Raw genomic sequence first — 23,413 nt, forward strand, 5'->3', positions numbered from 1 at the left:
CGAGATGGTGCGCTTGAGACATGGCCTTCGCGAGCAATGCGGATCGCCGCCCCGGTCGCTCCCATAGATAGCCATACTTTGTGGAACTGATCACTCAGGACTTCGCCTCTTCGCCCATCCGCTGCTGGTTTTTTTCACCCATTTTCTTCGCGCGTTTTTCCAGCACCAGATACACCACCAAGGCAATCATCAGCGGCAGCAGGAAGTAGATAGCCCGGTAGCCAATCAGGGCGGCCAGCAGACTGCCTTTTGAAAACTGATGCGAGAGCAAGGTGATGAACACCGTTTCCAGCACGCCGAGCCCGGCCGGGATGTGGGTAATGACGCCGGCGATGCTGCTGATCAGCAGCACACCGAGAATCGCAGGATAGAAAGCGCTGTCCGGCAAAAGGGTGTAAATCACCGCCGCCATCAGCGACCAGTTCAAAGCGCCCAGGCTGGCCTGCATCAATGCTTTCTTCATCGACGGCAGATTGAATTCCTGATCACGAATCGTCCATGAACGTCGTTTGGAAAACCGGCACGCCAGCAGGTAGGCAAAGCACACAGCCAACAGCCCGAAGCCGATCAGTTGCAGGGTCGTGGTGCCGATCGACCATTCCTCGGGCAATTCCAGAAAGCGCATCGAAAACACGAAACCGGCCAACAGCATGTAACCCAGCCAGTTGGTGATCAGGCTCAGGCTCAAAATCCGGGTGATGGTCGAAACGTCGAGCCCAAGGCGTGAATACAGCCGATAGCGCAGCGCGATCCCGCCGACCCAGGAGCTGAGATTGAGGTTGAACGCATAACAGACGAAGGTCACCGGCACGATCTGCTTGATCGCCAGCTTATGACGGGTGTAATAGCGCGCCAGGATGTCGAACCCGCAATAGGTCGCGTAGCTGGCGAACGCAACAACAGCGGCGATAGCCAGCGTACTAGCCTTATAGGAGGCAAGCGCCTTCTTGACCTCTTGCCAGTCCAGGTTCTTGACCAGCAGAAACAGCAACACCGGTACGGCAATGAAGAAAAACACATTGAAGATCCGTTTCGCCCATTTCCACCTGGCTCCATGGGCGCTTTGCGGCGCAGCGCTTGTGGCCTGGGTCATGACGTTTTCTCCTGGTCCATCTGGTCGTTTTTTTGCCGTTGCTCGATCACTTTGGCCTCCGGCACTACATCGCCGGCACGCAGTGGTTTGAGACGCATACCATGCACCGGAAACAGCCCGGCAATCGCCGGAAAGCGGCGCAGGAAAAAGAAACTCAGCACGATCATCGGTGCACGCCACCATTGACCACGTGCCGCGCCTTTCAAACTCATCTGGGTGCTGTGCGCAGCGGCAAGATCCATCAAATGGTCCTGCAGATGCTGATTGAGTTGCGGATCACGAATGAACACGTTGGCTTCCAGATTCAACGCCAGGCTCAACGGGTCAAGGTTGCTGGAGCCCACGGTGGACCACTCCCGATCAATCAGCGCGACCTTGCCGTGCAGTGCGCGCTGTTTGTATTCATGAATAGCCACGCCGTCGCGTAACAGGTAGGTGTAGGTCAGACGCGAGCAGACCCGCACGAACGGCATGTCCGGCTGGCCTTGCAGGATCAGCGTGACGTTCACGCCGCGTCGCGAGGCGTTACGCAATTCACGCAAGAAGCGGTAGCTGGGGAAGAAGTAGGCGTTGGCCAGGGTAATCCGCTCGGTCGCGCCGCGAATCGCCTCAAGGTATTGTTCTTCGATGTCGTTAGTGTGCTCGCTGTTGTCACGCTCGGCGAGCAACATGCTGGCATTGCCAGCACGCTCGAGCTTGAGCGGGATCGGCGTCAGTTTCGAGCGCACCGTCTCGCTGAGCATGCTCATCGCGCTCTTGTGGGTGTCACCGACAATAGGGCCGCGCACCAGCACGGCGTAATCCTGCTTGGCCGTCAGGCCGGTGTCGGTCATGTGATCGACGCTGTAATTGATGCCACCGATAAAGCCCAGTTCGCCATCGATCACCACGACCTTGCGGTGCAGGCGGCGGAACAGATTGGTGCGCATCCCCATGAACCGGGGACGCGGGTCGAAAAGCTGAATCTGGATACCGGCATCGATCATGGTTCTGACAAACGTCGAGCTCAGGTCCGAGGTGCCGTAATCATCCACGGTGACCACGACCCTGGCGCCATTGCCGGCCGCCTCGAGCAATGCCTGCTGCAGGCCTTCGCCGATCCGGTCTTCGAAAATGATGAAGGTTTCGATCAACACTTCCTTGCGCGCGGCACGGATGCACTCGAAAACCCGACTGTAGAAGTCTTCGCCGTTGATCAGCAGCTCTACCGAGTTGCCATCGCGCCACTGCCCTGTCGGGTTTTTCATAACGTTAACTCCACCGCCAGGGGTGCATGATCGGAAAGATGAGACCACGGTCGACTGGACAACACTTTGGGTCGGTGGGAAGTGGCATTGCGGACGTAGATCCGATCCAGCCGCAGTAACGGCAAACGGGCCGGAAAGCTTTTTGCCGGCGCTCCGAAGTGCTCCACGAACACCTCGTACAAACCGGAGCCCTGTAACAAGGCATCGGCGCGCTGACGCCAGTCGTTGAAATCACCGGCCACGATCACCGGCTCGCCCTCGGGCAGCCGTGTCATCAGTTCGGCGAGCAGTTTCAATTGTTGCCGCCGATGACTTTCAAACAGCCCCAGATGCACACAGACCGCGTGCACTCGCCCGGCGTTCGGCACGTCCAGAATGCAGTGCAGCAAACCGCGCTGCTCGGTGCCGTCGATGGATATATCGAGGTTCTCGTGTTGAATGATCGGGTACTTGGACAGCAGTGCATTACCGTGATCGCCGTCAGGATAGACGGCATTGCGCCCGTAAGCGAAGTCGCTCCACATGGTGTCGGCAAGGAACTCGTACTGCGAAATCGTCGGCCAGCCCTTGACGCTGCGTGCGTGGCTCTGTTGTTCGCCGTGTACTTCCTGAAGAAATACGATATCGGCCGATACGCTGCGCACGGCTTCACGTAATTCTGGAAGAATGAAGCGGCGATTGAAAATGCCGAAGCCCATGTGCATGTTCATGGTCAGTACATTCAATGAAACACTGGCCGATACCGGCGTTACCGGGCCGACAGGCGGGTTGGCACTGGTCAAGACTCGCTCCTGGGTGGATATTCACGTCATATGAAGCCACCCATGCACACAGGTTCCCTTTTGTGCCGGCCATGCTGCTAATTAGCCATATTCAGCGCTGGCGGCCTAGACCGTGAAATAAATCTGCCCGAAATGAAACGCATGCCTCCAGTCGGCGGCCTAAGCTGCAAACCGAGCCTGTAAAAAGCCACAAGGAATCCAACCGTGGATACACTGACTTCTCAACGCTACAGCACACGCGCGCGGTGGCTGCACTGGACCATGGCCATTCTGATTGTGCTGGCGTACACGCTCATTCTGAGCCGCACTCAGTTCAGCAAGGGCTCCGAGTACCGCACGCTGGTCGTGCAGAGCCATTTCTGGGTAGGGATTGTGGTTCTGGTCATGGCGTTTTTTCGCGTGGCCGAGCGTCGACGTCAACGTCCGCCCGGTATCACGCCGCCGCTGGAAGGCGTACTGCGCGTGGCAGCCACCCTGTCGCATTACGCGCTGTATGCGTTTCTGTTCGCACAACCGGTGCTTGGCATGCTGACGGTGATGGTGGAAAAAGGCGCGCTGCCCATCCCGCTCACCAGTCTGCAAATACCCTGGCCGCTGCCCACCTCGGACCGCACGGCCGAGTACTTTGAAGACCTGCACAAGCTGCTGGGCTCGATCTTCTACTACGTGATCGGCCTGCACGTGGTGGCCGCGATCTGGCATCACCTCGTACGCAAAGACAATACCCTCAAGCGCATGCTGTAAATCAGGAGGCGGAGAGCACCCGGGCAAGCGTGGCCTTGACCTTGCCCATACCGTCGCGCAGCGCCTGCTCGATTTCAGCCATGGTGATGACCGCCGTCGATTTGCCCGCCGCAGGATTGACCACAAGTGCCAGGCAGGCGTAATCCAGCTCCAGTTCACGGGCCAGCGCCGCCTCGGGCATACCGGTCATGCCGACGATGTCGCAGCCATCGCGCTCAAGGCGGATGATTTCCGCAACCGTTTCCAGACGCGGCCCCTGGGTGCAGGCGTAAATGCCCCGGTCAGAGAACGCGCACCCTTCGGCAGCCAGTGCCGCGATCAGCCGCGACCGCAGCGCTTCGCTGTATGGGTAGCTGAAGTCGATGTGCGTGACCTGCTCCAGATCATCGGCAAAAAAGGTGTGCTGACGGCCACTGGTGTAGTCGACCAGATCGTGCGGCACACAAAAATGCCCGGTGCCCATTTCAGGATGAATGCCGCCCACGGCGTTCACCGCCAGGATGGCTTCGGCACCGGCCTGCTTCAGGGCCCAGATATTGGCCCGGTAGTTGACCTGATGCGGCGGCAGGCGGTGCGGATGGCCGTGGCGTGCCAGAAACATCACCTCGCGACCGGCATAATCGCCGATCTGGATTTCACCGGACGGCGCGCCATAAGGCGTGTTCATCGGCAACGACTGCCGAATGTTCAGACCTTCCAGCTGGGTCAGGCCGGTACCGCCAATAATCGCGTAAACAGTCATCGCAAATCCTTAATCGATCAGTTGAGCACCGCGCAGCGCCTGTAGCGCGGCCAGCCAGCGTGGATGTTGCCGATATTCAGTCCCGGCAGATGCCTGCCCGCGCATGCGCGCGATGCGCGGCGAAGGTTTGACCTGCATACGCTGCGCTGCGCTGAGCGCCAGCTCTGCAGCCGCACGATCGTTGCAGACCAGGCCCATGTCGCAGCCCGCCGTCAGCGCCGCTTCGATCCGGCTGGCAGCATCACCCACTACATGAGCACCAGCCATCGACAAATCATCACTGAAGATAACACCGTCGAATTTCAGTTCGTCACGCAGGATGTCCTGCAACCAGCGCCTCGAAAAACCGGCGGGCTGCGAATCGACTTTCGGGTAAATGACATGGGCCGGCATCACCGCCGCCAATTGCTGACTCAGGCGCGCGAACGGCACCAGGTCATTGGCGCGAATCTGCTCCAGGCTGCGCTCGTCATTCGGGATGGCCACATGAGAATCGGCTTCAGCCCAGCCATGGCCGGGGAAATGCTTGCCGGTGGCAGCCATGCCAGCCGCATTCATGCCACGGATGAACGCACCGGCCAGCAAGGCCGCACGTTCGGGATCACCCTCGAAGGAGCGCGTCCCGACAACCGCACTGCGCTGGTAGTCCAGGTCCAGCACCGGAGCAAAACTCAGGTCCAGCCCGACCGCCAGTACTTCGGTTGCCATCACCCAGCCGCACTGCTCGGCCAACGACTCTGCATCGGGCTTGTCGGCAATTGCGCGCATCGGCGGCAGACGCACGAAGCCCTGACGCAGCCGTTGCACTCGCCCGCCCTCCTGGTCCACAGCCAGCAGCAGGTCGGGGCGAATGGCACGAATCGACGCGCTCAGCTCACGAACCTGGCGCGGATGCTCGATATTACGGGCAAAGATAATCAAGCCGCCCACTTCGGGCTGACGCAGAAACTGACGGTCTTCGCTGGTCAGCCAGGTACCGGCGACGTCGACCATCAGGGAGCCTTGCAGGCCAGAACTCATAGAAAAACCCTTACACACCAGTGCCAATGTCCAATCCGGGCATGGTGCTTGATCCTGAAGCGCGACGCAATGCGACCGGGCGCGCAGTCCTCAGGCCTTGGCGACCGCAGGCGTGCCGGAACTGCTCTTGGTGCGCGGCTTGAGCTGCGCAGCGATCATGGCAGGGTCGGTAACACCGGTGTCGGCGCGCATGCCGGCAGCCAGAAACGGCACCATGAGGCGCATGACCTGCTCGATGGAGGTGTTGACGCCAAAATCGGTCTCGGCAATCGCGCGCAGGGCCTTGATACCCGACATGCTGAACGCGGCAGCGCCAAGCATGAAATGCACGCGCCAGAACAGCTCGATGGGCGGGATGCGCGGGGCAGCCTCGTTGACCAGCGTCATGTAGCGACGGAACACCTTGCCGTACATGTCTTCCAGATAGCGGCGCAGGTGACCCTGGCTCTGGCTGAAGGCCAGCCCCAGCAGACGCATGAAGATCGACAGGTCGTTGCCACTGCGCGGCTGCACGACCAAGGCCTGCTCGACGAGGATTTCCAGCAGTTCTTCCAGACTCGGCTTGCGCTCGGGTTGAGCCTGACGACGCTCCAGCTCGCGATCGAGGCTGATGCAGAACGGACCGAGAAAGCGCGAAAAAACCGCCTGAATGAGCGCCTTTTTCGAGCCGAAGTGATAGTTCACCGCAGCCAGATTGACCGAGGCCTTGCTGGTGATGAGACGCAAGGAAGTTTCAGCGAAACCTTTCTCTGCGAACAACTGCTCCGCTGCATCAAGAATGCGTTCAACGGTTTCCGACTGGGCCATGGCTCTCTGCCTAACAAACGAACGTTTGAAACATACGTATCAGGCAGTCCGCTTGTCAAGCAGGCCCGTTCATTTTGTGGCCGAACAGTCACGAAAACGGCCATTCAATGATGGAAGACGGCACGATCAGCTTCTTTTACACACGCTTTGGATGGCTTGCCTGTAACCACTCGGCGGCGAAACTGAAATGGGTGATTGCCAACGCGCCTTCACTGTATATAATCCCAGTCACTGTATAAAAAGCCAGAGCGCCCCTCATGATCAAACTGACGCCACGCCAGGCTGAAATCCTGGGTTTCATCAAACGTTGCCTCGAAGACAATGGCTTCCCGCCAACACGTGCGGAAATCGCTCAGGAGCTGGGGTTCAAATCGCCCAACGCAGCGGAAGAACACCTCAAGGCACTGGCTCGCAAAGGCGCCATCGAAATGACGCCCGGTGCGTCACGCGGCATCCGCATCCCCGGCTTCGAAGCGCGTCCGGATGAAAGCAGCCTGCCGGTCATCGGTCGGGTCGCAGCCGGTGCGCCGATTCTGGCTCAGCAACACATAGAAGAGTCCTGCAACATCAATCCTGCCTTTTTCCACCCGAGCGCCAATTACCTGTTGCGCGTTCATGGCATGAGCATGAAGGACGTCGGCATCCTCGATGGCGACCTGCTCGCCGTGCACACCACTCGCGAAGCCCGCAACGGTCAGATCGTGGTCGCCCGAATCGGTGACGAGGTCACCGTCAAGCGCTTCAAACGTGAAGGCAGCAAGGTCTGGCTGCTGGCTGAAAACCCTGATTTCGCCCCTATCGAGGTCGACCTCAAGGATCAGGAACTGGTGATAGAAGGTTTGAGCGTCGGCGTCATTCGCCGCTAAGGAGACGTTATGCAGTTCCATCAAGCACCGCATTCGCAATTGCCATTGTTCGAGGCGTTTCTGGCTCAGCCCATCGCCCCGATGCTGACAGACGCAGTCGAAACACCCTGGAGCAGCGAGCCAGAAGTCTTTAGTGAGCTGTCTTTGCGTGGTGCAGCCGGGAACTGCCTCAACCTTCTGGCACCGATCCTCAGAGACCTGAGTGAAGAGACAAACGCACGCTGGCTGACGCTGATCGCCCCGCCCTCAAGCCTGACCCAGACCTGGCTTCGCGATGCGGGACTGAACCGCGAACGCATCCTGCTTCTTCAGCCGCGCGGCACACAGAGTGTGCTGGAGCTAACTCGCGAAGCGCTCAGGCTTGGAAGGAGTCATACGGTGGTGAGCTGGATCAACCCGCTTGGCGCAGCAGCACGTCAGTTGTTGATCAATGCAGCAAAAATCGGTGAAGCGCAAAGCCTGAACATCCGACTGGGCTGAAAACCCGGTCACGGTCAGTGCAGAACGTGTGGCACATCATCCTTCTCGACTTCACCTTCGGCCAGGCGTCCAGCCATCTGCACGCCCACGCTCAACATGGCCTTGGCAACTTCAACATGCTGTCCTTGCATGAACGCTTTCGCATCAGCCGAGAAATCCAGTGTGACCAGCGAACCTTCGTCGTCAGCACGACGCAGTTCGATACGGCCGTCCGGTAATTCGACAATTTCAAGAAAAGAGGTAGGCATTGTTACAGTTACTCCGCAGTAGGCGGGCATTGTAACAGCCTGCCAGCCTGTACTTCATTGGTTTTCAGCACTCGCTCAGGCCCTCGCGAAAACGAATCGCCAACCCTTTCAACTGTTGGCGCCAGCTTTCCAGCTCTTCACGATCAAGTTCAGACTCCGGCTCGGCGTCCAGGTTCACCGCCACAATCATCGGCTGCGTGACATCACCTTTGGGCTTTCTCGGTGCTCGCGGTGGCTCGAACAGGGCGTTGTAAGCTGCGATCAACTGCGCCAGCCAGGTATGACGATGCTGGGCCAGCTCGACGAGTTCTGCCAGTTCGGGAATCGCGAGAGTGCTCAGCACTTCCTGCGTCAGCACGTCTTCGGCACGACGTGCGTTCGCTTGAGGCAGACGGTAGAACCCGGCAATTTCGTGGCACAGGCCCAGCAACGCTCCGTACAGATGGTACAACGCCGACTCACGCTCGGCCTGCAACAGCGCCGGCGAGTTGACCGCCTGCCCCTGCTCTGCTCTGCCCAACGATTCAAGAGCGAGCCCGGCAAAATAAATCTTCTGGTTGGTGCGGGTATAGAGTTCACGAGCCATGGCGATACGCTCCATAACGATGGGATAAGACCAGCATAGCCGGCGCCATCAGGTTCTCCTCATGACACCAGCCAGCCCCGTTGAAAACCGCGTCCGTCGCACAAGCACCGGACGCTGGTGATCAACGCTTGTCTTCGACCTTCCAGGCGCCGCCGTCGTAGAACGCACGCCAGCCGGTAGGTTTGCCTTCCACTTCAGTCTGGACGTACTGCTCTTTGGTCTTGCGACTGTAGCGGATGACGGTCGGGCGACCGTCCGGGTCTTTCTTCGGCGCTTCGCAGAGGAAGTGATACTTCGGATCGATTTCATCCTTGTGCGGCGCGATCTCCATGACCAGCGGTGCACGGGTTTCACGGTTTTTCGGGAACTGGCTGGCAGCCAGGAACAGCCCCGAAGCGCCATCACGCAGGATGTAAGTGTCGTCGACCTTGTCGCACTTGAGCTCCGGCATCTTCACCGGGTCCATCTTCGGTGGCGCCGCATCACCGCTTTTCAGCAGTTTGCGGGTGTTCTTGCACTCGGCGTTGGTGCAGCCAAAGAACTTGCCGAAACGACCGGTCTTGAGCTGCATTTCGCTGCCGCACTTGTCACACTCGAGGCTCGGGCCTTCATAGCCCTTGATGCGATAAGTCCCTTCTTCAATCTCGTAGCCGGTGCAATCCGGGTTGTTACCGCAGATATGCAGCTTGTGCTTCTCGTCGAGCAGGTAAGCGTCCATCGCCGTGCTGCAGATCGGGCAGCGATGCTTGCCGCGCAGTACACGCGACTCGGACTCACCCTCATCGTCGTCGGCAATCTCATCGCCAGGCGTGAGGTTGACGGTCGCCTTGCAGCGCTCCTTGGGTGGCAGGCTGTAACCGGAACAGCCGAGGAACACGCCAGTCGAGGCCGTGCGGATCTGCATCGGGCGGCCGCAGACCTTGCACGGGATGTCGGTCATCACCGGCTGGTTGGCACGCATGCCGCTGTCCGGTGCTTCGGCGACTTCCAGCTTCTTGCGGAAATCACCGTAGAACTCGTCCAGCACGTTTTTCCAGTCGCGCTGCCCCTTGGCCACGTCGTCGAGATTTTCTTCCATCCCGGCGGTAAAACCGTAGTCCATCAGGTTGGAAAAACTTTCAGACAGGCGCCCGGTAACGATGTCACCCATCTTTTCCGAGTAGAAGCGCCGGTTGTGTAGCGTTACGTAGCCGCGATCCTGAATGGTCGAAATGATCGCTGCGTAGGTCGACGGGCGACCGATACCGCGCTTTTCCATTTCCTTGACCAGGCTCGCTTCCGAGTAACGCGCAGGCGGCTTGGTGAAGTGCTGACTAGGGTCGAGCTTGTTCAGCTTCAGGACTTCGCCCTGCGCCATGTCCGGCAACACATCGTCATCACCGGGCTTGGCCATTTGCGGCAGCGCGCGGGTGTAACCGTCGAACTTCAGAATACGGCCCTTGGCACGCAGTTCGAAATCGCTGGCGGCAACCGTGACGGTGGTCGACAGGTATTGCGCCGGCAACATCTGGCAGGCCACGAACTGACGCCAGATGAGTTCGTAAAGACGCTCGGCGTCACGCTCCATCCCGGTCAGACTGGACGGGTGAGTATTGACGTCGGACGGACGAATCGCTTCGTGCGCCTCCTGCGCACCTTCCTTGCTGCTGTAGACATTCGCAGCTTCCGGCAGGTACTTCTTGCCGAACTCGGTTTCGATATAGTCGCGCGCCATGCTGACGGCATCGGCCGACAGGTTGGTGGAGTCGGTACGCATGTAAGTGATGTAGCCCGCCTCGTACAAGCGCTGAGCCATCATCATGGTTTTTTTCACGCCGAAGCCCAGACGATTGCTGGCAGCCTGTTGCAGGGTCGAGGTGATGAACGGTGCCGACGGTTTGCTGCTGGTCGGCTTGTCTTCACGCTTGACGATGCTGTAGCTGGATGCCTTGAGCTTTTCCAGGGCCGCCATGGCCTGGGCTTCGTTCAACGGCTTGAACGCTTCGCCTTTCTCGCGGGCCACTTCAAAGCGCACGTTGGCACCTTTGGCAGTGCCCAGGTCAGCATGAATTTCCCAGTATTCTTCGGGGTTGAAAGCACGAATTTCGCGTTCGCGCTCGACCACCAGCTTCACCGCGACCGATTGCACACGTCCGGCGGACAGACCACGAGCGACTTTCTGCCAGAGCAGCGGCGACACCATGTAGCCGACGACGCGATCGAGGAAGCGACGCGCCTGCTGAGCATTCACCCGCGCTATGTCCAGCTCGCCCGGCCTGGAAAACGCTTCCTGGATGGCTTTCTTGGTGATTTCGTTGAACACCACGCGCTTGTAGCGGCTGTCATCGCCGCCAATGGCTTCGCGCAGGTGCCAGGCAATGGCTTCCCCTTCGCGGTCCAAGTCCGTCGCGAGATAGATGATGTCGGCATCTTTGGCGAGCTTGCGCAGCTCTTCGATGACCTTTTCCTTGCCGGGAAGGATCTCGTATTTGGCTTTCCAGCCGTGGTCCGGATCGACGCCCATGCGCGAGACCAACTGGCGCTGCGCCTTTTCTTTTGGCGTCAATACCGGGCCTTCACCCGCAGCGGCCTTGCCACGCTTGGCGGCAGGATCTTTGGCAGCACTCGCCGAACCGCTGGTGGGCAGGTCTCGGATATGGCCGATACTCGACTTCACCACGTACTGGTTGCCCAAATACTTGTTGATGGTCTTGGCCTTAGCCGGGGATTCCACGATGACCAGCGATTTGCCCATGGATCAGAAAATTCCTGAATACTAGATGAAAGACAATGAGGAGCTTGTAAAGGCCACGCTATATATAGTGGCTACAAGGTGAGGTCAAGCACAGCCTGTTGTGCCGTTCCGTCTCATGTTCGGGAAAACAGGCTCGGTTCAGCCTCAATCAAAGCAAAGCGCGGGACGTGCTCCCCGTCAACCTCGACCGACTCGATAAACATGTTCAAGGGGCGCACCCACATACCGAAATCGCCGTACAAAGCCTGATAGAACACGACTTCTTCTTCGGTCTCGGAATGCCTGGCAACACTGAAAACCCGGTACTGCGGGCCTTTATAGTGGCGATAAAGCCCTGGTTGCAATCGCATGCTGCGTCCTCTTGTAACACGTGCAAAACATTTGGTTAAAAAACTGTTTTTTCAAAAAACAAAAGCCGGAGCACGAAGCCCCGGCTTGCATCACACTCGGGAAATCAGACGCGTTCGAAAACGGTCGCGATGCCCTGACCCAGACCAATACACATGGTCGATACGCCAAACGTGCCGCCATTTTGCTTCATGACATTGAGCAAGGTGCCGGAGATGCGTGCACCGGAACATCCAAATGGATGGCCCAGCGCGATGGCGCCGCCGTGCAGGTTAACCTTCTCATTCATCTTGTCGAGTACTTTCAGATCTTTGAGCACCGGCAAGGCCTGTGCAGCGAAGGCTTCGTTGAGCTCGAAGAAGTCGATATCGGCAATGCTCAGACCGGCACGCTTGAGCGCTTTCTGCGTTGCCGGAACCGGGCCATAGCCCATAATAGCCGGGTCGACGCCCGCCACTGCCATCGAACGGATCACCGCCATCGGCTGGATACCGAGGTCCTGGGCACGCTGCGCAGACATGACAATCATGCACGAGGCACCGTCGGTAATCTGCGAGGAAGTGCCTGCAGTCACAGTCCCGCCTTTAGGGTTGAACGCCGGTTTGAGCGCCGCAAGACTTTCCAGCGTGGTATCCGGACGGATGGTTTCATCGTAGTCGAAGACCTTGAGGAAGCCGTGCTCGTCGTAACCCTGCATCGGGATGATCTCGTCCTTGAACTTGCCTTCCAGCGTGGCCTTGTGGGCAAGCTGGTGGGAGCGCAGGCCGAAAGCGTCCTGCTGCTCGCGGGTGATGCCGTGCATCTTGCCCAGCATTTCGGCAGTCAGGCCCATCATCCCGGAAGCCTTGGCGGCGTACAGGGACATGTGCGGGTTGGGGTCTACGCCATGCATCATGCTGACGTGGCCCATGTGCTCCACGCCGCCAATAACGAACACGTCGCCGTTGTTGGTCATGATGGCTTGCGCAGCCGTGTGCAGCGCGCTCATCGACGACCCGCACAGGCGGCTGACGGTCTGGGCAGCCGAGGTGTGCGGGATCTGGGTCAGCAGCGACGCCATGCGCGCGATGTTCCAGCCCTGCTCCAGGGTCTGGTTGACGCAGCCCCAGATAACGTCTTCGACCTCGGCCGGGTCAACCTTGCTGTTGCGCTCCAGCAGCTTGCTGATCAGGTGCGCGGACATGTCTTCGGCGCGGGTGTTGCGGTGCATGCCGCCCTTGGAGCGGCCCATCGGTGTACGACCGAAGTCGACAATCACGACGTCTCTTGGATTAAGGCTCATACGTTCATACCTCGGAAGACGCTTGACCGAAGAAGCTCTGGCCGTTGCGGGCCATTTCACGCAGCTTCGCGGTCGGTTGATACAGGGCACCCAGCTCGGCGTATTGGTCAGCCAGGGCAACGAATTCGGCCACACCGATGGAGTCGATGTAGCGCAGCGCACCGCCACGGAATGGAGGAAAACCAATACCGTAGATCAGGCCCATGTCGGCCTCGGCCGCCGTGTCGACGATGCCGTCTTCCAGGCAGCGGACCGTTTCCAGGCAGAGCGGGATCATCATCCAGTTGATGATGTCTTCGTCAGACACCTCACGCTGTTCGTAGACAATCGGCTTGAGCACTTCCAGCACAGCCGGGTCGTTGACCTTCTTCGGCTTGCCCTTCTTGTCGGTCTCGTAGGCGTAAAAACCCTTGCCGTTTTTCTGACCCAGACGATTGGCTTCGTAGAGCGCATCGACGGCCGAGCGGCGGTCGTCCTTCATGCGGTCCGGGAAGCCTTCGGCCATTACGTCACGACCGTGGTGGCCGGTGTCGATACCGACCACGTCCATCAAATAAGCAGGCCCCATCGGCCAGCCGAATTTTTCCATGACCTTGTCGATGCGCACGAAATCCACGCCTGCGCTGACCAGTCTGGCGAAACCGCCAAAGTACGGGAACAGCACGCGGTTGACCAGAAAGCCCGGGCAGTCGTTGACTACGATCGGGTTCTTGCCCATCTTCTTCGCGTAGGCAACGGTCGTCGCGACCGCTTCTTCGCTGGATTTTTCGCCACGGATGACCTCAACCAGCGGCATCATGTGCACCGGGTTGAAAAAGTGCATGCCGACGAAGTTTTCCGGACGCTTGAGCGCCTGCGCCAGCAAGCTGATCGAGATGGTCGAGGTGTTGGACGCGAGGATGGTGTTTTCACCCACGTTGGCTTCGACTTCCGCCAGCACAGCCTGCTTGACCTTCGGGTTCTCGACCACGGCTTCGACCACCAGATCGACCGTGCCGAAATCGCCGTAGGACAGCGTAGGACGAATCGCATTCAGCGCTTCAGCCATTTTCGCAGCCGTGAGACGACCTTTTTCCAGTCGGCCACCCAACAGCTTGGAGGCTTCGTTCAGGCCCAACTGGATGGCTTCTTCACGAATGTCCTTCATCAGGATCGGCGTGCCTTTGACCGCCGACTGATAGGCAATGCCGCCGCCCATGATCCCGGCGCCCAGCACGGCAGCCTGTTTCACGTCACGGGCGACTTCGTCATAGCCCTTGGCTTTCTTTTTCAGCTCCTGATCGTTCAGAAACAGGCCGATCAAGCTATGGGCTGCGGAGGTCTTGGCCATTTTCACGAAGCCGGCGGCTTCGATTTCCAGCGCCTTGTCACGACCGAAGTTAGCGGCTTTCTGGATGGTCTTGATGGCTTCGACCGGCGCCGGATAATTCGGCCCGGCCTGACCTGCGACAAAACCCTTGGCGGTTTCGAAGGCCATCATCTGCTCGATGGCGTTCAGTTTGAGCTTGTCCAGTTTTGGCTGGCGCTTGGCCTTGTAATCGAACTCGCCGGAAATCGCGCGCTGGATCAGGTCAAGTGCGGCGGCCTGGAGTTTTTCAGGGGCGACTACGGCATCGACAGCACCGACTTTGAGCGCGTCTTCTGCGGCGTTTTCCTTGCCTGATGCAATCCACTCGATCGCATTGTCAGCGCCGATGATACGCGGCAGACGCACGGTGCCGCCGAAGCCCGGGTACAGACCCAGTTTGACTTCGGGCAGGCCGATACGGGCGCTGCTGGAGATGACGCGGTAATCTGCGGCCAGGCACATTTCCAGGCCGCCACCCAGCGCGATGCCGTTGATGGCGACGACGGTAGGCACGCCCAGATCTTCGAAATCGCTGAAGATTTTGTTGGCTTCAAGGTTGCCCGCCACCAGTTCGGCTTCCGGCAACTTGAAGTTGTCGACGAACTCGGTGATGTCGGCGCCGACAATGAACGAATCCTTGCCACTGCTGACAATAACGCCCTTGACCGATGCGTCTGCCTTGATGGCATCCACCGCCTGGCGCAGTTCATTGAGGGTGAGGCGGTTGAACTTGTTGACGGACTCACCCTTGAGGTCGAAATTCAATTCGACGATGCCACTTTCAAGAGCCTTAACCGTGATGGCTTTACCTTCGTAAATCATCAACTGATCTCCACGATATGGAAGCTGAACAATACTCGCCGGACGTTAACGTCCGGCGAAGCTACGACGTCGCCGTCGATGAACACGCCAAATCACACGTACACCCGCTGCGACGTGGTAGCCAGGATTCTGTAAGAGCCGTCTGGCGACCAAACGCTCATTTCATACGCCCGTTTGATTTGGGTACGCACACCATCGGGCAAAACAGGTTGATTGTCAATTCGACAAAACACTCAGAAAATTGCAGATCTGTTGGCAGATGCTGGCGCTCCATAATGCCCACGAGCGCTTCCGATCCGCCATCATTCGCCGGAATGATAATAGCGCCTGGGGGTGTGATCTGGCTGAACCGCAGCATCAGGCGGATAGATCCATGCGGGGATGGGCTCGCTCACGAAGACGTTGGCCCATACGCTCTGTTTATGGAGTCTGTACCGGCCTCCTCGAAAGCAAAGCGGATCGCTGCCCCGGTCGCTACCACGAGACCAATGTATAACGCCAAGCGCTCCGCGTGGACATGCAGTTCGTGACGCTCTGCGTCATACGGCGGCTCTGCGATTTCAGTGATGTCTGTTTACAGNGGATCAGCGCCAGGACTCAGCCGTCACTTACGTCGCAATCTGCGTCGTCAGTACCATCGCGTATGAAAAGCATGCTGTGGCAACGGTTGCAGGCAAGGCATTACGTTTGCTGCGGCTGCTATTGTTGCGGAGCTTACGAACACAGGCCATGAGTACATTGCGCGTTAAGAAACCCCGCTGAAATGCACCATAACAGCGCGCAGGGAAAATATATTTTCAGGAACCGCGACAAAAAGAAGCAAAAGGTCTAGAGTCGGAACACTGCGCCACAAGAGGCTCGCAATGCAGCTGATTTGCGGGTGCGCAACAGCGATGGCCGACATGGTAGTCATACCTGTCGGCACGCGACGAATTATCGGCCTGCCTGGCCAACCCTGGCCCGATGTTGTTATCGGGCTTTTTATTGCTTGCGATTCAGGGTCAGGCCAGGGCCTTGAGCACGGCGTTGATGCGCTGCAAGACTTCCGCTTCTCCCCTCTCCGCCCAGAATACCGCGACCATCTGCGGGTCGGCTTCGACCTTGAAGACGTCGGCTGGCAACGTGCCGAAATGGCTAAGCAGCCTCTCGTCTTCGCAGGCTTCCCGCCAGCGATTGAGCCACACGCCAGGCTCGCTCTGCCAATATGCCCAGGCATCGGCATGCGAACCCAGACGCGGCCGGTGGTACTGCGCGCAGGGACTGGGCGGCTGCCGGGCAAGCCAGTGTGGCCACTCCTGTGGCGCCAGTTGCATGCCCAGCCCGATGCGCCTCGCCTCCATGCGCAGCGCCATCCTGCCGTTCTGATGGCGCGACGGACGCAGCCAGACCAGCGGACTCAACATGACACAAATTATTGACAGGATTATCCAGACCGTCATATTTCTTGCCCCCGGCCCGTCATCAGGCCTTTCACAACATTTCTGAAAACAGTGACTTGCACAATCAGTCGCTTCTGCTTCGACACACAGTGTTTGAGCGGAAACCGCTCTAGGGTCTGCCCAGATGCCAACGAAAGCGCCATACTCCCTGCATCGCAATTCTCCCGGAGGACACCTTCATGCCGTATACACACGTTCTGGTTGCCATTGACCTCACCGATGAGTGTGACCCGGTCATCCGTCGCGCCAGCATGCTGGCAAAAACCAACGGCGCGAAATTGTCGATCGTGCACATCGTCGAACCCATGGCCATGGCTTTTGGCGGCGACGTCCCCATGGACCTTTCACAACTGCAACAGCAACAGTTCGATCAAGCCAAGGAAAAACTAAGGCAAGTAGAAGCCAAGTACAGGAACCTGGATGTCGCCCAGGGCGAAAGCCATCTGGTTTACGGTCAGCCACGTCAGGAAATCCACCAGTTGGCCAAGAACAAGGGATGCGACGTGATCGTTGTCGGCAGTCATGGTCGCCACGGTCTGGCTTTGCTGCTCGGTTCAACCACCAACGACGTTGTGCATGGCGCACCCTGTGATGTGCTGGCCGTGCGCCTCAAGAAGCAGGAAGACAAGAAACCTGACTGACCTGAGGTCGCACTAGCAAAAAGCCCGGTCACCCGGGCTTTTTTGCATCGTGATGACGCCCCGGACGATTACTCGTCCAGCTCGGCCCAACGCTCCAGCAGTGCATCCAGTTCAGCCTGGAGGTTTTCCAGCTGCGCCAGTACTGCTGCAGTCTGCTCTGCCGAACGCTGATAGAAGCCAGGCTCGGCCATTTCCGCGTTCAGGGCAGCCATCTTCCCTTCCACTTCGTCGATCTGGGCCGGCAGGGCTTCCAGCTCGCGCTGATGCTTGTAGCTGAGTTTCTTTTTTGCCACCGGCAGGTCCTGCGCCGCCACCGGTGCAGCCTGCACCACCGCGCTGGCCAGCTCGGCCTTGCCTGACTTGGTGTCGGCAACGCCCAGCAGACGTGGCGAGCCGCCCTGACGCAACCAGTCCTGGTAACCACCGACGTACTCACGAACCTTGCCTTCGCCCTCGAACACCAGAGTGCTGGTGACGACGTTGTCGAGGAATGCCCGGTCGTGACTGACCATCAATACAGTGCCCTTGAAGGTCAGCAGCACTTCTTCGAGCAGTTCGAGGGTTTCCACGTCCAGGTCGTTGGTCGGTTCGTCGAGCACCAGCAGGTTGGCCGGTTTGCTGAACAGCTTGGCCAGCAGCAAACGCGCACGCTCGCCACCGGACAGCGCCTTGACCGGCGTGCGGGCACGCTGCGGGCTGAACAGGAAGTCGCCGAGGTAACTCAGGACATGACGGCTCTGACCGTCGATGTCGATGAAGTCACGACCTTCTGCAACGTTGTCGATCACGGTTTTTTCCAGATCAAGCTGGTGACGCAGTTGGTCGAAGTAGGCAACGTCCAGACGCGTGCCCACTTCAACCTTGCCGGCGGTCGGTTGCAGGTTGTCGAGCATCAGCTTGAGCAGCGTGGTCTTGCCGGTACCGTTAGCGCCAAGCAGACCGATGCGGTCCTCGCGCTGCAGAACCATGGAGAAGTCCTTGATCAGCATCGGCCCGCCCGGGTGAGCGAAGCTGACGTTCTCGAGGATCATGACCTGTTTACCGGATTTCTCGGCAGTGTCCAGCTGGATGTTGGCCTTGCCGGTACGCTCACGGCGCTCGCTGCGTTCTACGCGCAATTCTTTCAGTGCGCGCACGCGGCCTTCGTTACGGGTACGACGCGCTTTGATGCCCTGACGAATCCACACTTCTTCCTGCGCCAGACGCTTGTCGAAGAGTGCGTTGGCCGTCTCTTCAGCGGCCAGCGCGGCTTCCTTGTGAACCAGGAAGCTGGCGTAGTCGCCATTCCAGTCGATCAGGCCACCACGGTCCAGCTCCAGAATGCGCGTGGCAAGGTTTTGCAGGAATGCCCGGTCGTGGGTGATGAACAGCACCGCACCCTGGAAATCCTTGAGGGCTTCTTCAAGCCAGGCGATGGCGCCGATGTCCAGGTGGTTGGTCGGCTCGTCGAGCAGCAACAGGTCCGGTTCGGAAACCAGCGCCTGGGCCAGCAGGACGCGACGACGCCAGCCGCCGGACAACTCGGCCAGCGTCTTGTCGGCAGGCAACTGCAAGCGGCTCAGGGTGCTGTCGACCAGTTGTTGCAAGCGCCAGCCATCGCGGGCTTCGAGGTCCTGCTGAACATGCATCAGCTTGTTCAGGTCTTCCTCGGTCACGCAGTTCTGGGCCAGATGATGATATTCAGCGAGCAAGGCGCCGACGCCATCCAGGCCTTCGGCGACGACGTCGAACACTGTCCGTTCGTCGGCTACCGGCAATTCCTGGGGCAATTCGCCGATCTTGAGGCCCGGCGCGCGCCAGACGGCGCCCTCGTCGGGCTTCTGAACGCCTTTTACCAGCTTCAACATGCTGGATTTGCCTGTGCCGTTACGGCCGATGATGCACACCCGCTCACCACGGGCGATCTGCCAGGACACCTTGTCCAATAACGGCATGGCGCCGAAAGCAAGGGACACATCGCTGAATTTGAGCAGGGTCATGAGCTTCTCCAAAAACCGGGCGCGCATTCTACCTGAGATAGCCTGCGGATGTCGGGTTTCGTGGCACCCGTGTCGACATCAAAACACCTTTATAACCGCTAATTATTTCTACATGAGTCAAGTGTGTCGGCAATGCTTTCACCAAGAGCTGGCAAAAGGCTAAGCTAGTCATACTTTTCACCGACTCATCTGCTCGGAAGTCTCATGCGCAGTCGTTTGTTCAGCCTTTTATCGTGCCTGCTCCTCTCCGCCACTGCCGTTCAGACTGCTCATGCGGCCGACCTCAACCAACAACGCAAGTATTACGACGAAGCCAAGCGCGCACTGGCCAAGGGCGATTCAGGGCCCTATCAGATGTACGCCACGGCATTGGCTGACTATCCGCTGGAGCCGTATCTCGAATACGACAAGCTGACCGCGCGCCTGAAAACGGCGAGCAACGCCGAGATCGAGAAGTTTCTGGCCGAACATGGCGACCTCCCCCAGGCCAACTGGATGAAGCTGCGCTGGTTACGCTGGCTGGCAGAGCGCGGTGACTGGCAACCCTTCGTCAAGTATTACGACCCGAAGATGAAGTTCGTCGAACTGGACTGCCTGTACGGGCAGTATCAGTTGAACAACAATAAACGTGCCGAAGGTTACGCCAGTGCCGAAAAGCTCTGGATGACCGGCAAGACCTTGCCGGCTGCCTGTGACGGATTCTTCGCCCAGTGGGCCGCGGCAGGCCAGTTGACGGAACAGAAGCGCTGGCAGCGCGCCAAGCTGGCGGCACAGGCCCGCAATTACAGTCTGGCCACCACCCTGGTCAACAGCCTCAATTCACTGGCCCCGCAAGGACGCCTGCTGCTGGCGGTCGCCCAGAAGCCGGAAATGGTCAACAACCCCGGGCAATTCGTGCCGGTAGACGAAGCCATGTCCGACGTGGTCGGCCTGGGCTTGCGCCGTCTGGCCAAGCAGGACCCGCAGAAAACCCTGTCGATGCTCGACAGCTACGCCGCGACCATGCATTTCTCTCGCGAAGAGCAAGTCGAGATCGCCAAGGAGATCGGCCTGACCCTGGCCCGTCGTTACGACGACCGCGCGCTTGAAGTCATGACCCGGTACGACCCTGAGCTGCGCGACGACACAGTCACCGAATGGCGTCTGCGCCTGCTGCTGCGTCTGGGTCGCTGGGAAGATGCTTACGAACTGGCGCGTCGGCTACCCAAGGATCTGGCGGCAACCAATCGCTGGCGTTACTGGGAAGCCCGTTCGCTGGAACTGGCACAACCCAACAGCCCGCTGATTGCTGCGTTGTACAAGGACGTTGCCAAGGAACGCGACTTCTACGGTTTTCTCGCTGCCGACCGCACCCAGAGCCCTTACCAGCTTAATAACAAGCCGCTGGTGCTTAGCCAGGCGCTGATCAACAAGGTCCGCAACACGCCGGGCGTGCGCCGCGCACTGGAGTTTCATGATCGCGGCGAGATCGTCAACGGCCGACGCGAGTGGTATCACGTCAGCCGCCTGTTCAATCGCGACGAAATGGTTGCCCAGGCCAAACTGGCCTACGACATGCAATGGTATTTCCCGGCAATCCGCACTATCAGTCAGGCGCAGTACTGGGACGATTTGGACATCCGCTTCCCGATGGCGCATCGCGACACGCTGGTACGCGAAGCGAGGGTACGAGGCCTGCACTCGAGCTGGGTGTTTGCGATTACTCGTCAGGAAAGCGCGTTCATGGACGATGCCCGCTCGGGCGTTGGCGCTGCCGGCCTGATGCAACTGATGCCGGCGACCGCCAAAGAGACCGCGCGCAAGTACAGCATCCCGCTCGCCTCGCCGCAGCAGGTGCTGGACCCGGACACCAATATTCAGCTGGGCGCCGCCTACCTGAGCTCGGTGCATGCCCAGTTCAACGGTAACCGGGTGCTCGCTTCGGCCGCCTACAACGCAGGCCCCGGCCGCGTGCGGCAGTGGCTCAAAGGCGCCAACCACCTGGCCTTCGATGTCTGGGTAGAAAGCATCCCGTTCGACGAAACCCGGCAGTACGTGCAGAACGTGTTGTCTTATTCGGTGATCTACGGCCAGAAGCTCAACTCGCCTCAGCCGCTGGTCGACTGGCACGAGCGTTTCTTCGACGACCTCTGACTGCTCGGCAGCGCTACAGGGTAAAGCCTCATCCGAGCGCTTTACCCCGAGGTCGACGCTATTCCAGTATCTCGACCGACATGCCCACTTCCAGCTCCCCAGGCCCGTCGTTGACCATGTTCTGGCCAAACATGACGTTACCCTCCACTTCCCGGTAGCTTTTGAGCGTAGCGAAAGGCTCGCGATCAGCACTGCGCTCACCGGTAGCCGGGTCGATGGTGGTCAGAATGCAGCGCGCACACGCCTTGAGCAGATGGAATTCGATGTCGCCGATCCGGATGCGCTTCCAGCCATCTTCGGCGAAGGCTTCGGCCCCTTCGATCACCAGATTGGGCCTGAAGCGCAGCATTTCCATGCGCCTGCCCATCCGCGCCGACAAGTCGTCGAGCGAGCCTTGACCGATCAGCAGCAGCGGAAAACCATCGGCGAAATTTACCCGACCTTCGTCGCGACCATGGCCACCGGGCATCCAGCGCGCCCGCTCGGCAGGCATGTACACCATGCGCGTAGGCTTGCCGATAAAGCGACTGACCCACTCGGCGGCCACATCACCCGCATCAGGCACTTGCAGGGAATCGCGCCAGACGGTCACGCCTCGCAGATTGAACTCGATATCCAGCGGCACAGCTACGTCCAGCGCATCGAAACCGGGCGCAGAAAGCGTTACGCCGCCACTGGCATTCCACAGCACGGACAATTGCGACATGTGCGCGATGGCGCGCTGGGTGAAGAAACGGCCCGTACTCTCATCGACCAGCATCCAGCGGCGGTCACCTGCCAGACCCATCTGATCGAAGGATGCGCATTGCAACGTCTCAGCCTTGCAGGACTTGAGCGGGAAGCGATAGAGCGAGCTGAGACGTAACATGGGGGCCGGTTCCTTGAGTGGCACGACAAGCTTTGATGCAGACATCAAAGCTTATACGAAGCAGACCCGGCGGGCATCACGCGCATGGAGCGCTGTCGCTTCAGATGATCATCAGAAGACGTTCACGCACCACTTCGACCAGCTTGTCAGGCTGGAATTTGGAAAGGAAATTGTCGCAGCCGACCTTCTTGACCATCGATTCGTTGAAGCTGCCGGACAACGAGGTGTGCAGCACGATATACAACGCCCGCAGGCGCGGATCGCTGCGAATTTCGGTGGTCAGACGATAGCCATCCATTTCCGGCATCTCGGCATCGGTAAACACCATCAGCAGTTTTTCCTGCACGTTCTCGCCAGCGTCCGCCCAGGCCTTGAGCATGTTCAGCGCCTTGAGACCATCGCTGGCCACGTGCAGCTTCAAGCCCAGCTGAGACAGGGTATCGCGCAACTGCGCCAGCGCCACCTTGGAGTCGTCGACCAGCAGCACTTCGCGGCCGCGGGCATTTTCCAGCACCGGATCTTCGAGCTTCTCGCGGGACACCTTGGCGTTATACGGCACGATCTCGGCGAGGACTTTTTCAACGTCGATGATCTCGACCAGTTGATCATCGACCTTGCTGATCGCGGTCAGGTAATGCTGGCGACCGGCACTGGCCGGTGGCGGCATGATCGCATCCCAGTTCATATTGACGATACGATCGACACCGCCGACCAGGAAGGCCTGAACCGAGCGGTTGTACTCGGTGACGATGATCGTGCTGCCAGGCCCCGGCACCAGTGGACGCATGCCGATGGCCTGGGACAGGTCGATCACCGGAAGGGTCTGACCGCGCAGATTGACCACACCGCACACGAACGAGTGTCGTTGCGGCATAAGGGTCAGCTTGGGCAGCTGAAGGACTTCCTGGACCTTGAACACGTTGATCGCGAACAACTGCCGACCGGCAAGGCGAAACATGAGAATTTCCAGGCGATTCTCGCCCACCAGCTGTGTGCGTTGATCTACTGTGTCGAGAATGCCTGCCATTTTAGCTCCAGAAGCAATGGTCATGATGAGTCTGCAAAAGGTGTATCGGCTGAAAAGGGCCGGACCTTAATAGCGATAAAGTTCAGGCTCAGGCATTGATATCACTTTAGCACTACCCTCTGCGGGTACGACACTGCCTGCGTGCAGACGAGGCGGCACACGTCACTGCTTCAGCCG

The 23,413-nt window shown here is 59.1% G+C and carries 22 protein-coding genes; 5 read left to right on the forward strand and 17 right to left on the reverse strand.

The features are described 5' to 3' along the window. Nucleotides 1-94: 94 nt before the first annotated feature. From ABJ99_RS15850 to ABJ99_RS15860, 3 genes are read right to left on the reverse strand one after another with little or no spacing between them, the layout of a single operon-like run. Nucleotides 95-1,093: a lysylphosphatidylglycerol synthase domain-containing protein gene (locus tag ABJ99_RS15850; RefSeq protein ID WP_054086608.1), complete on the reverse strand. Its 999-nt coding sequence runs from the start codon at nt 1,091-1,093 to the stop codon at nt 95-97. Beyond that, nucleotides 1,090-2,340, reverse strand: a complete 1,251-nt coding sequence (clsB, locus tag ABJ99_RS15855) for a cardiolipin synthase ClsB (protein ID WP_054086609.1) — start codon at nt 2,338-2,340, stop codon at nt 1,090-1,092. Before clsB ends, ABJ99_RS15850 begins: the two co-directional genes overlap by 4 nt. Beyond that, nucleotides 2,337-3,122: an endonuclease/exonuclease/phosphatase family protein gene (locus ABJ99_RS15860; RefSeq protein ID WP_054086610.1), complete on the reverse strand. Its 786-nt coding sequence runs from the start codon at nt 3,120-3,122 to the stop codon at nt 2,337-2,339. Before ABJ99_RS15860 ends, clsB begins: the two co-directional genes overlap by 4 nt. Nucleotides 3,123-3,326: 204 nt before the next feature. On the opposite strand from ABJ99_RS15860, the gene ABJ99_RS15865 reads away from it, so the two are divergent. Then, on the forward strand, nt 3,327-3,866 hold the full coding sequence (locus ABJ99_RS15865) for a cytochrome b (RefSeq protein WP_054086611.1): 540 nt from the start codon (nt 3,327-3,329) through the stop codon (nt 3,864-3,866). Nucleotide 3,867: 1 nt separating this feature from the next. Here the strand turns inward: ABJ99_RS15865 and ABJ99_RS15870 are convergent, their stop codons facing one another. The 3 genes from ABJ99_RS15870 to psrA form a co-directional block, all read right to left on the reverse strand. Continuing rightward, complete coding sequence (locus tag ABJ99_RS15870; protein WP_054086612.1) at nt 3,868-4,608, reverse strand: S-methyl-5'-thioinosine phosphorylase; 741 nt, start codon at nt 4,606-4,608, stop codon at nt 3,868-3,870. A gap of 9 nt (nt 4,609-4,617) precedes the next feature. After that, complete coding sequence (nagZ, locus tag ABJ99_RS15875) at nt 4,618-5,628, reverse strand: beta-N-acetylhexosaminidase (RefSeq protein ID WP_054086613.1); 1,011 nt, start codon at nt 5,626-5,628, stop codon at nt 4,618-4,620. Between the two features lie 90 nt (nt 5,629-5,718). Continuing rightward, nucleotides 5,719-6,435: a transcriptional regulator PsrA gene (psrA, locus tag ABJ99_RS15880; protein WP_007251283.1), complete on the reverse strand. Its 717-nt coding sequence runs from the start codon at nt 6,433-6,435 to the stop codon at nt 5,719-5,721. Nucleotides 6,436-6,692: 257 nt separating this feature from the next. Between psrA and lexA the strand changes: the two genes are divergently transcribed. Together lexA and sulA are read left to right on the forward strand one after the other, a co-directional pair. Continuing rightward, a complete protein-coding gene (lexA, locus tag ABJ99_RS15885) occupies nt 6,693-7,301 on the forward strand; it encodes a transcriptional repressor LexA (protein WP_007251282.1) in 609 nt (202 codons plus the stop codon). Nucleotides 7,302-7,310: 9 nt separating this feature from the next. Further along, the gene (gene sulA, locus ABJ99_RS15890; RefSeq protein ID WP_007251281.1) at nt 7,311-7,781 is read left to right on the forward strand and encodes an SOS-induced cell division inhibitor SulA; all 471 of its coding nucleotides are present in this window, start codon (nt 7,311-7,313) and stop codon (nt 7,779-7,781) included. A gap of 14 nt (nt 7,782-7,795) precedes the next feature. On the opposite strand, the gene ABJ99_RS15895 is transcribed toward sulA, so the two are convergent. The 8 genes from ABJ99_RS15895 to ABJ99_RS15930 all read right to left on the reverse strand — a co-directional run bounded on the left by ABJ99_RS15895 (nt 7,796) and on the right by ABJ99_RS15930 (nt 16,588). Next, the gene (locus ABJ99_RS15895; protein WP_002554102.1) at nt 7,796-8,029 is read right to left on the reverse strand and encodes a hypothetical protein; all 234 of its coding nucleotides are present in this window, start codon (nt 8,027-8,029) and stop codon (nt 7,796-7,798) included. 64 nt (nt 8,030-8,093) lie between these two features. Then, nucleotides 8,094-8,615, reverse strand: a complete 522-nt coding sequence (locus ABJ99_RS15900; protein WP_054086614.1) for a DUF6586 family protein — start codon at nt 8,613-8,615, stop codon at nt 8,094-8,096. Between the two features lie 121 nt (nt 8,616-8,736). Further along, nucleotides 8,737-11,349 carry a type I DNA topoisomerase gene (gene topA, locus ABJ99_RS15905; protein WP_054086615.1) on the reverse strand — a complete coding sequence of 871 codons (2,613 nt, stop codon included), beginning with the start codon at nt 11,347-11,349 and terminating at the stop codon, nt 8,737-8,739. Between the two features lie 113 nt (nt 11,350-11,462). Beyond that, on the reverse strand, nt 11,463-11,699 hold the full coding sequence (locus ABJ99_RS15910) for a DUF1653 domain-containing protein (protein WP_054086616.1): 237 nt from the start codon (nt 11,697-11,699) through the stop codon (nt 11,463-11,465). A 104-nt stretch (nt 11,700-11,803) separates the two neighbouring features. After that, nucleotides 11,804-12,979 (reverse strand): acetyl-CoA C-acyltransferase FadA, encoded by a 1,176-nt coding sequence (gene fadA / locus ABJ99_RS15915; protein ID WP_054086617.1) that lies wholly within the window; start codon nt 12,977-12,979, stop codon nt 11,804-11,806. 4 nt (nt 12,980-12,983) lie between these two features. Further along, the gene (fadB, locus tag ABJ99_RS15920; RefSeq protein WP_054086618.1) at nt 12,984-15,149 is read right to left on the reverse strand and encodes a fatty acid oxidation complex subunit alpha FadB; all 2,166 of its coding nucleotides are present in this window, start codon (nt 15,147-15,149) and stop codon (nt 12,984-12,986) included. Between the two features lie 157 nt (nt 15,150-15,306). Next, nucleotides 15,307-15,507, reverse strand: coding sequence for a hypothetical protein (locus ABJ99_RS28320; protein ID WP_054086619.1), 201 nt, complete (start codon nt 15,505-15,507; stop codon nt 15,307-15,309). Nucleotides 15,508-16,150: 643 nt separating this feature from the next. Beyond that, nucleotides 16,151-16,588, reverse strand: coding sequence for a hypothetical protein (locus tag ABJ99_RS15930; RefSeq protein WP_054086620.1), 438 nt, complete (start codon nt 16,586-16,588; stop codon nt 16,151-16,153). Nucleotides 16,589-16,767: 179 nt separating this feature from the next. Between ABJ99_RS15930 and ABJ99_RS15935 the strand changes: the two genes are divergently transcribed. After that, nucleotides 16,768-17,229: a universal stress protein gene (locus ABJ99_RS15935; protein ID WP_054086621.1), complete on the forward strand. Its 462-nt coding sequence runs from the start codon at nt 16,768-16,770 to the stop codon at nt 17,227-17,229. Nucleotides 17,230-17,297: 68 nt separating this feature from the next. Here ABJ99_RS15935 and ABJ99_RS15940 read toward each other — a convergent pair whose 3' ends face one another. Further along, nucleotides 17,298-19,208, reverse strand: coding sequence for an ATP-binding cassette domain-containing protein (locus ABJ99_RS15940; protein WP_054086622.1), 1,911 nt, complete (start codon nt 19,206-19,208; stop codon nt 17,298-17,300). Nucleotides 19,209-19,412: 204 nt separating this feature from the next. On the opposite strand from ABJ99_RS15940, the gene ABJ99_RS15945 reads away from it, so the two are divergent. Continuing rightward, the gene (locus tag ABJ99_RS15945) at nt 19,413-21,341 is read left to right on the forward strand and encodes a transglycosylase SLT domain-containing protein (protein ID WP_054086623.1); all 1,929 of its coding nucleotides are present in this window, start codon (nt 19,413-19,415) and stop codon (nt 21,339-21,341) included. Between the two features lie 58 nt (nt 21,342-21,399). Here the strand turns inward: ABJ99_RS15945 and ABJ99_RS15950 are convergent, their stop codons facing one another. Both ABJ99_RS15950 and ABJ99_RS15955 read right to left on the reverse strand, forming a co-directional pair. After that, nucleotides 21,400-22,209, reverse strand: a complete 810-nt coding sequence (locus ABJ99_RS15950) for an MOSC domain-containing protein (RefSeq protein ID WP_054086624.1) — start codon at nt 22,207-22,209, stop codon at nt 21,400-21,402. Nucleotides 22,210-22,309: 100 nt separating this feature from the next. Then, nucleotides 22,310-23,236, reverse strand: a complete 927-nt coding sequence (locus ABJ99_RS15955; RefSeq protein WP_007251267.1) for a chemotaxis protein CheV — start codon at nt 23,234-23,236, stop codon at nt 22,310-22,312. Between the last annotated feature and the right edge of the window lie 177 nt (nt 23,237-23,413).

Origin of the sequence: Pseudomonas syringae pv. cilantro (assembly GCF_001293775.1) — a bacterium.
Taxonomy (GTDB): Bacteria; Pseudomonadota; Gammaproteobacteria; order Pseudomonadales; family Pseudomonadaceae; genus Aquipseudomonas; species Aquipseudomonas syringae_P.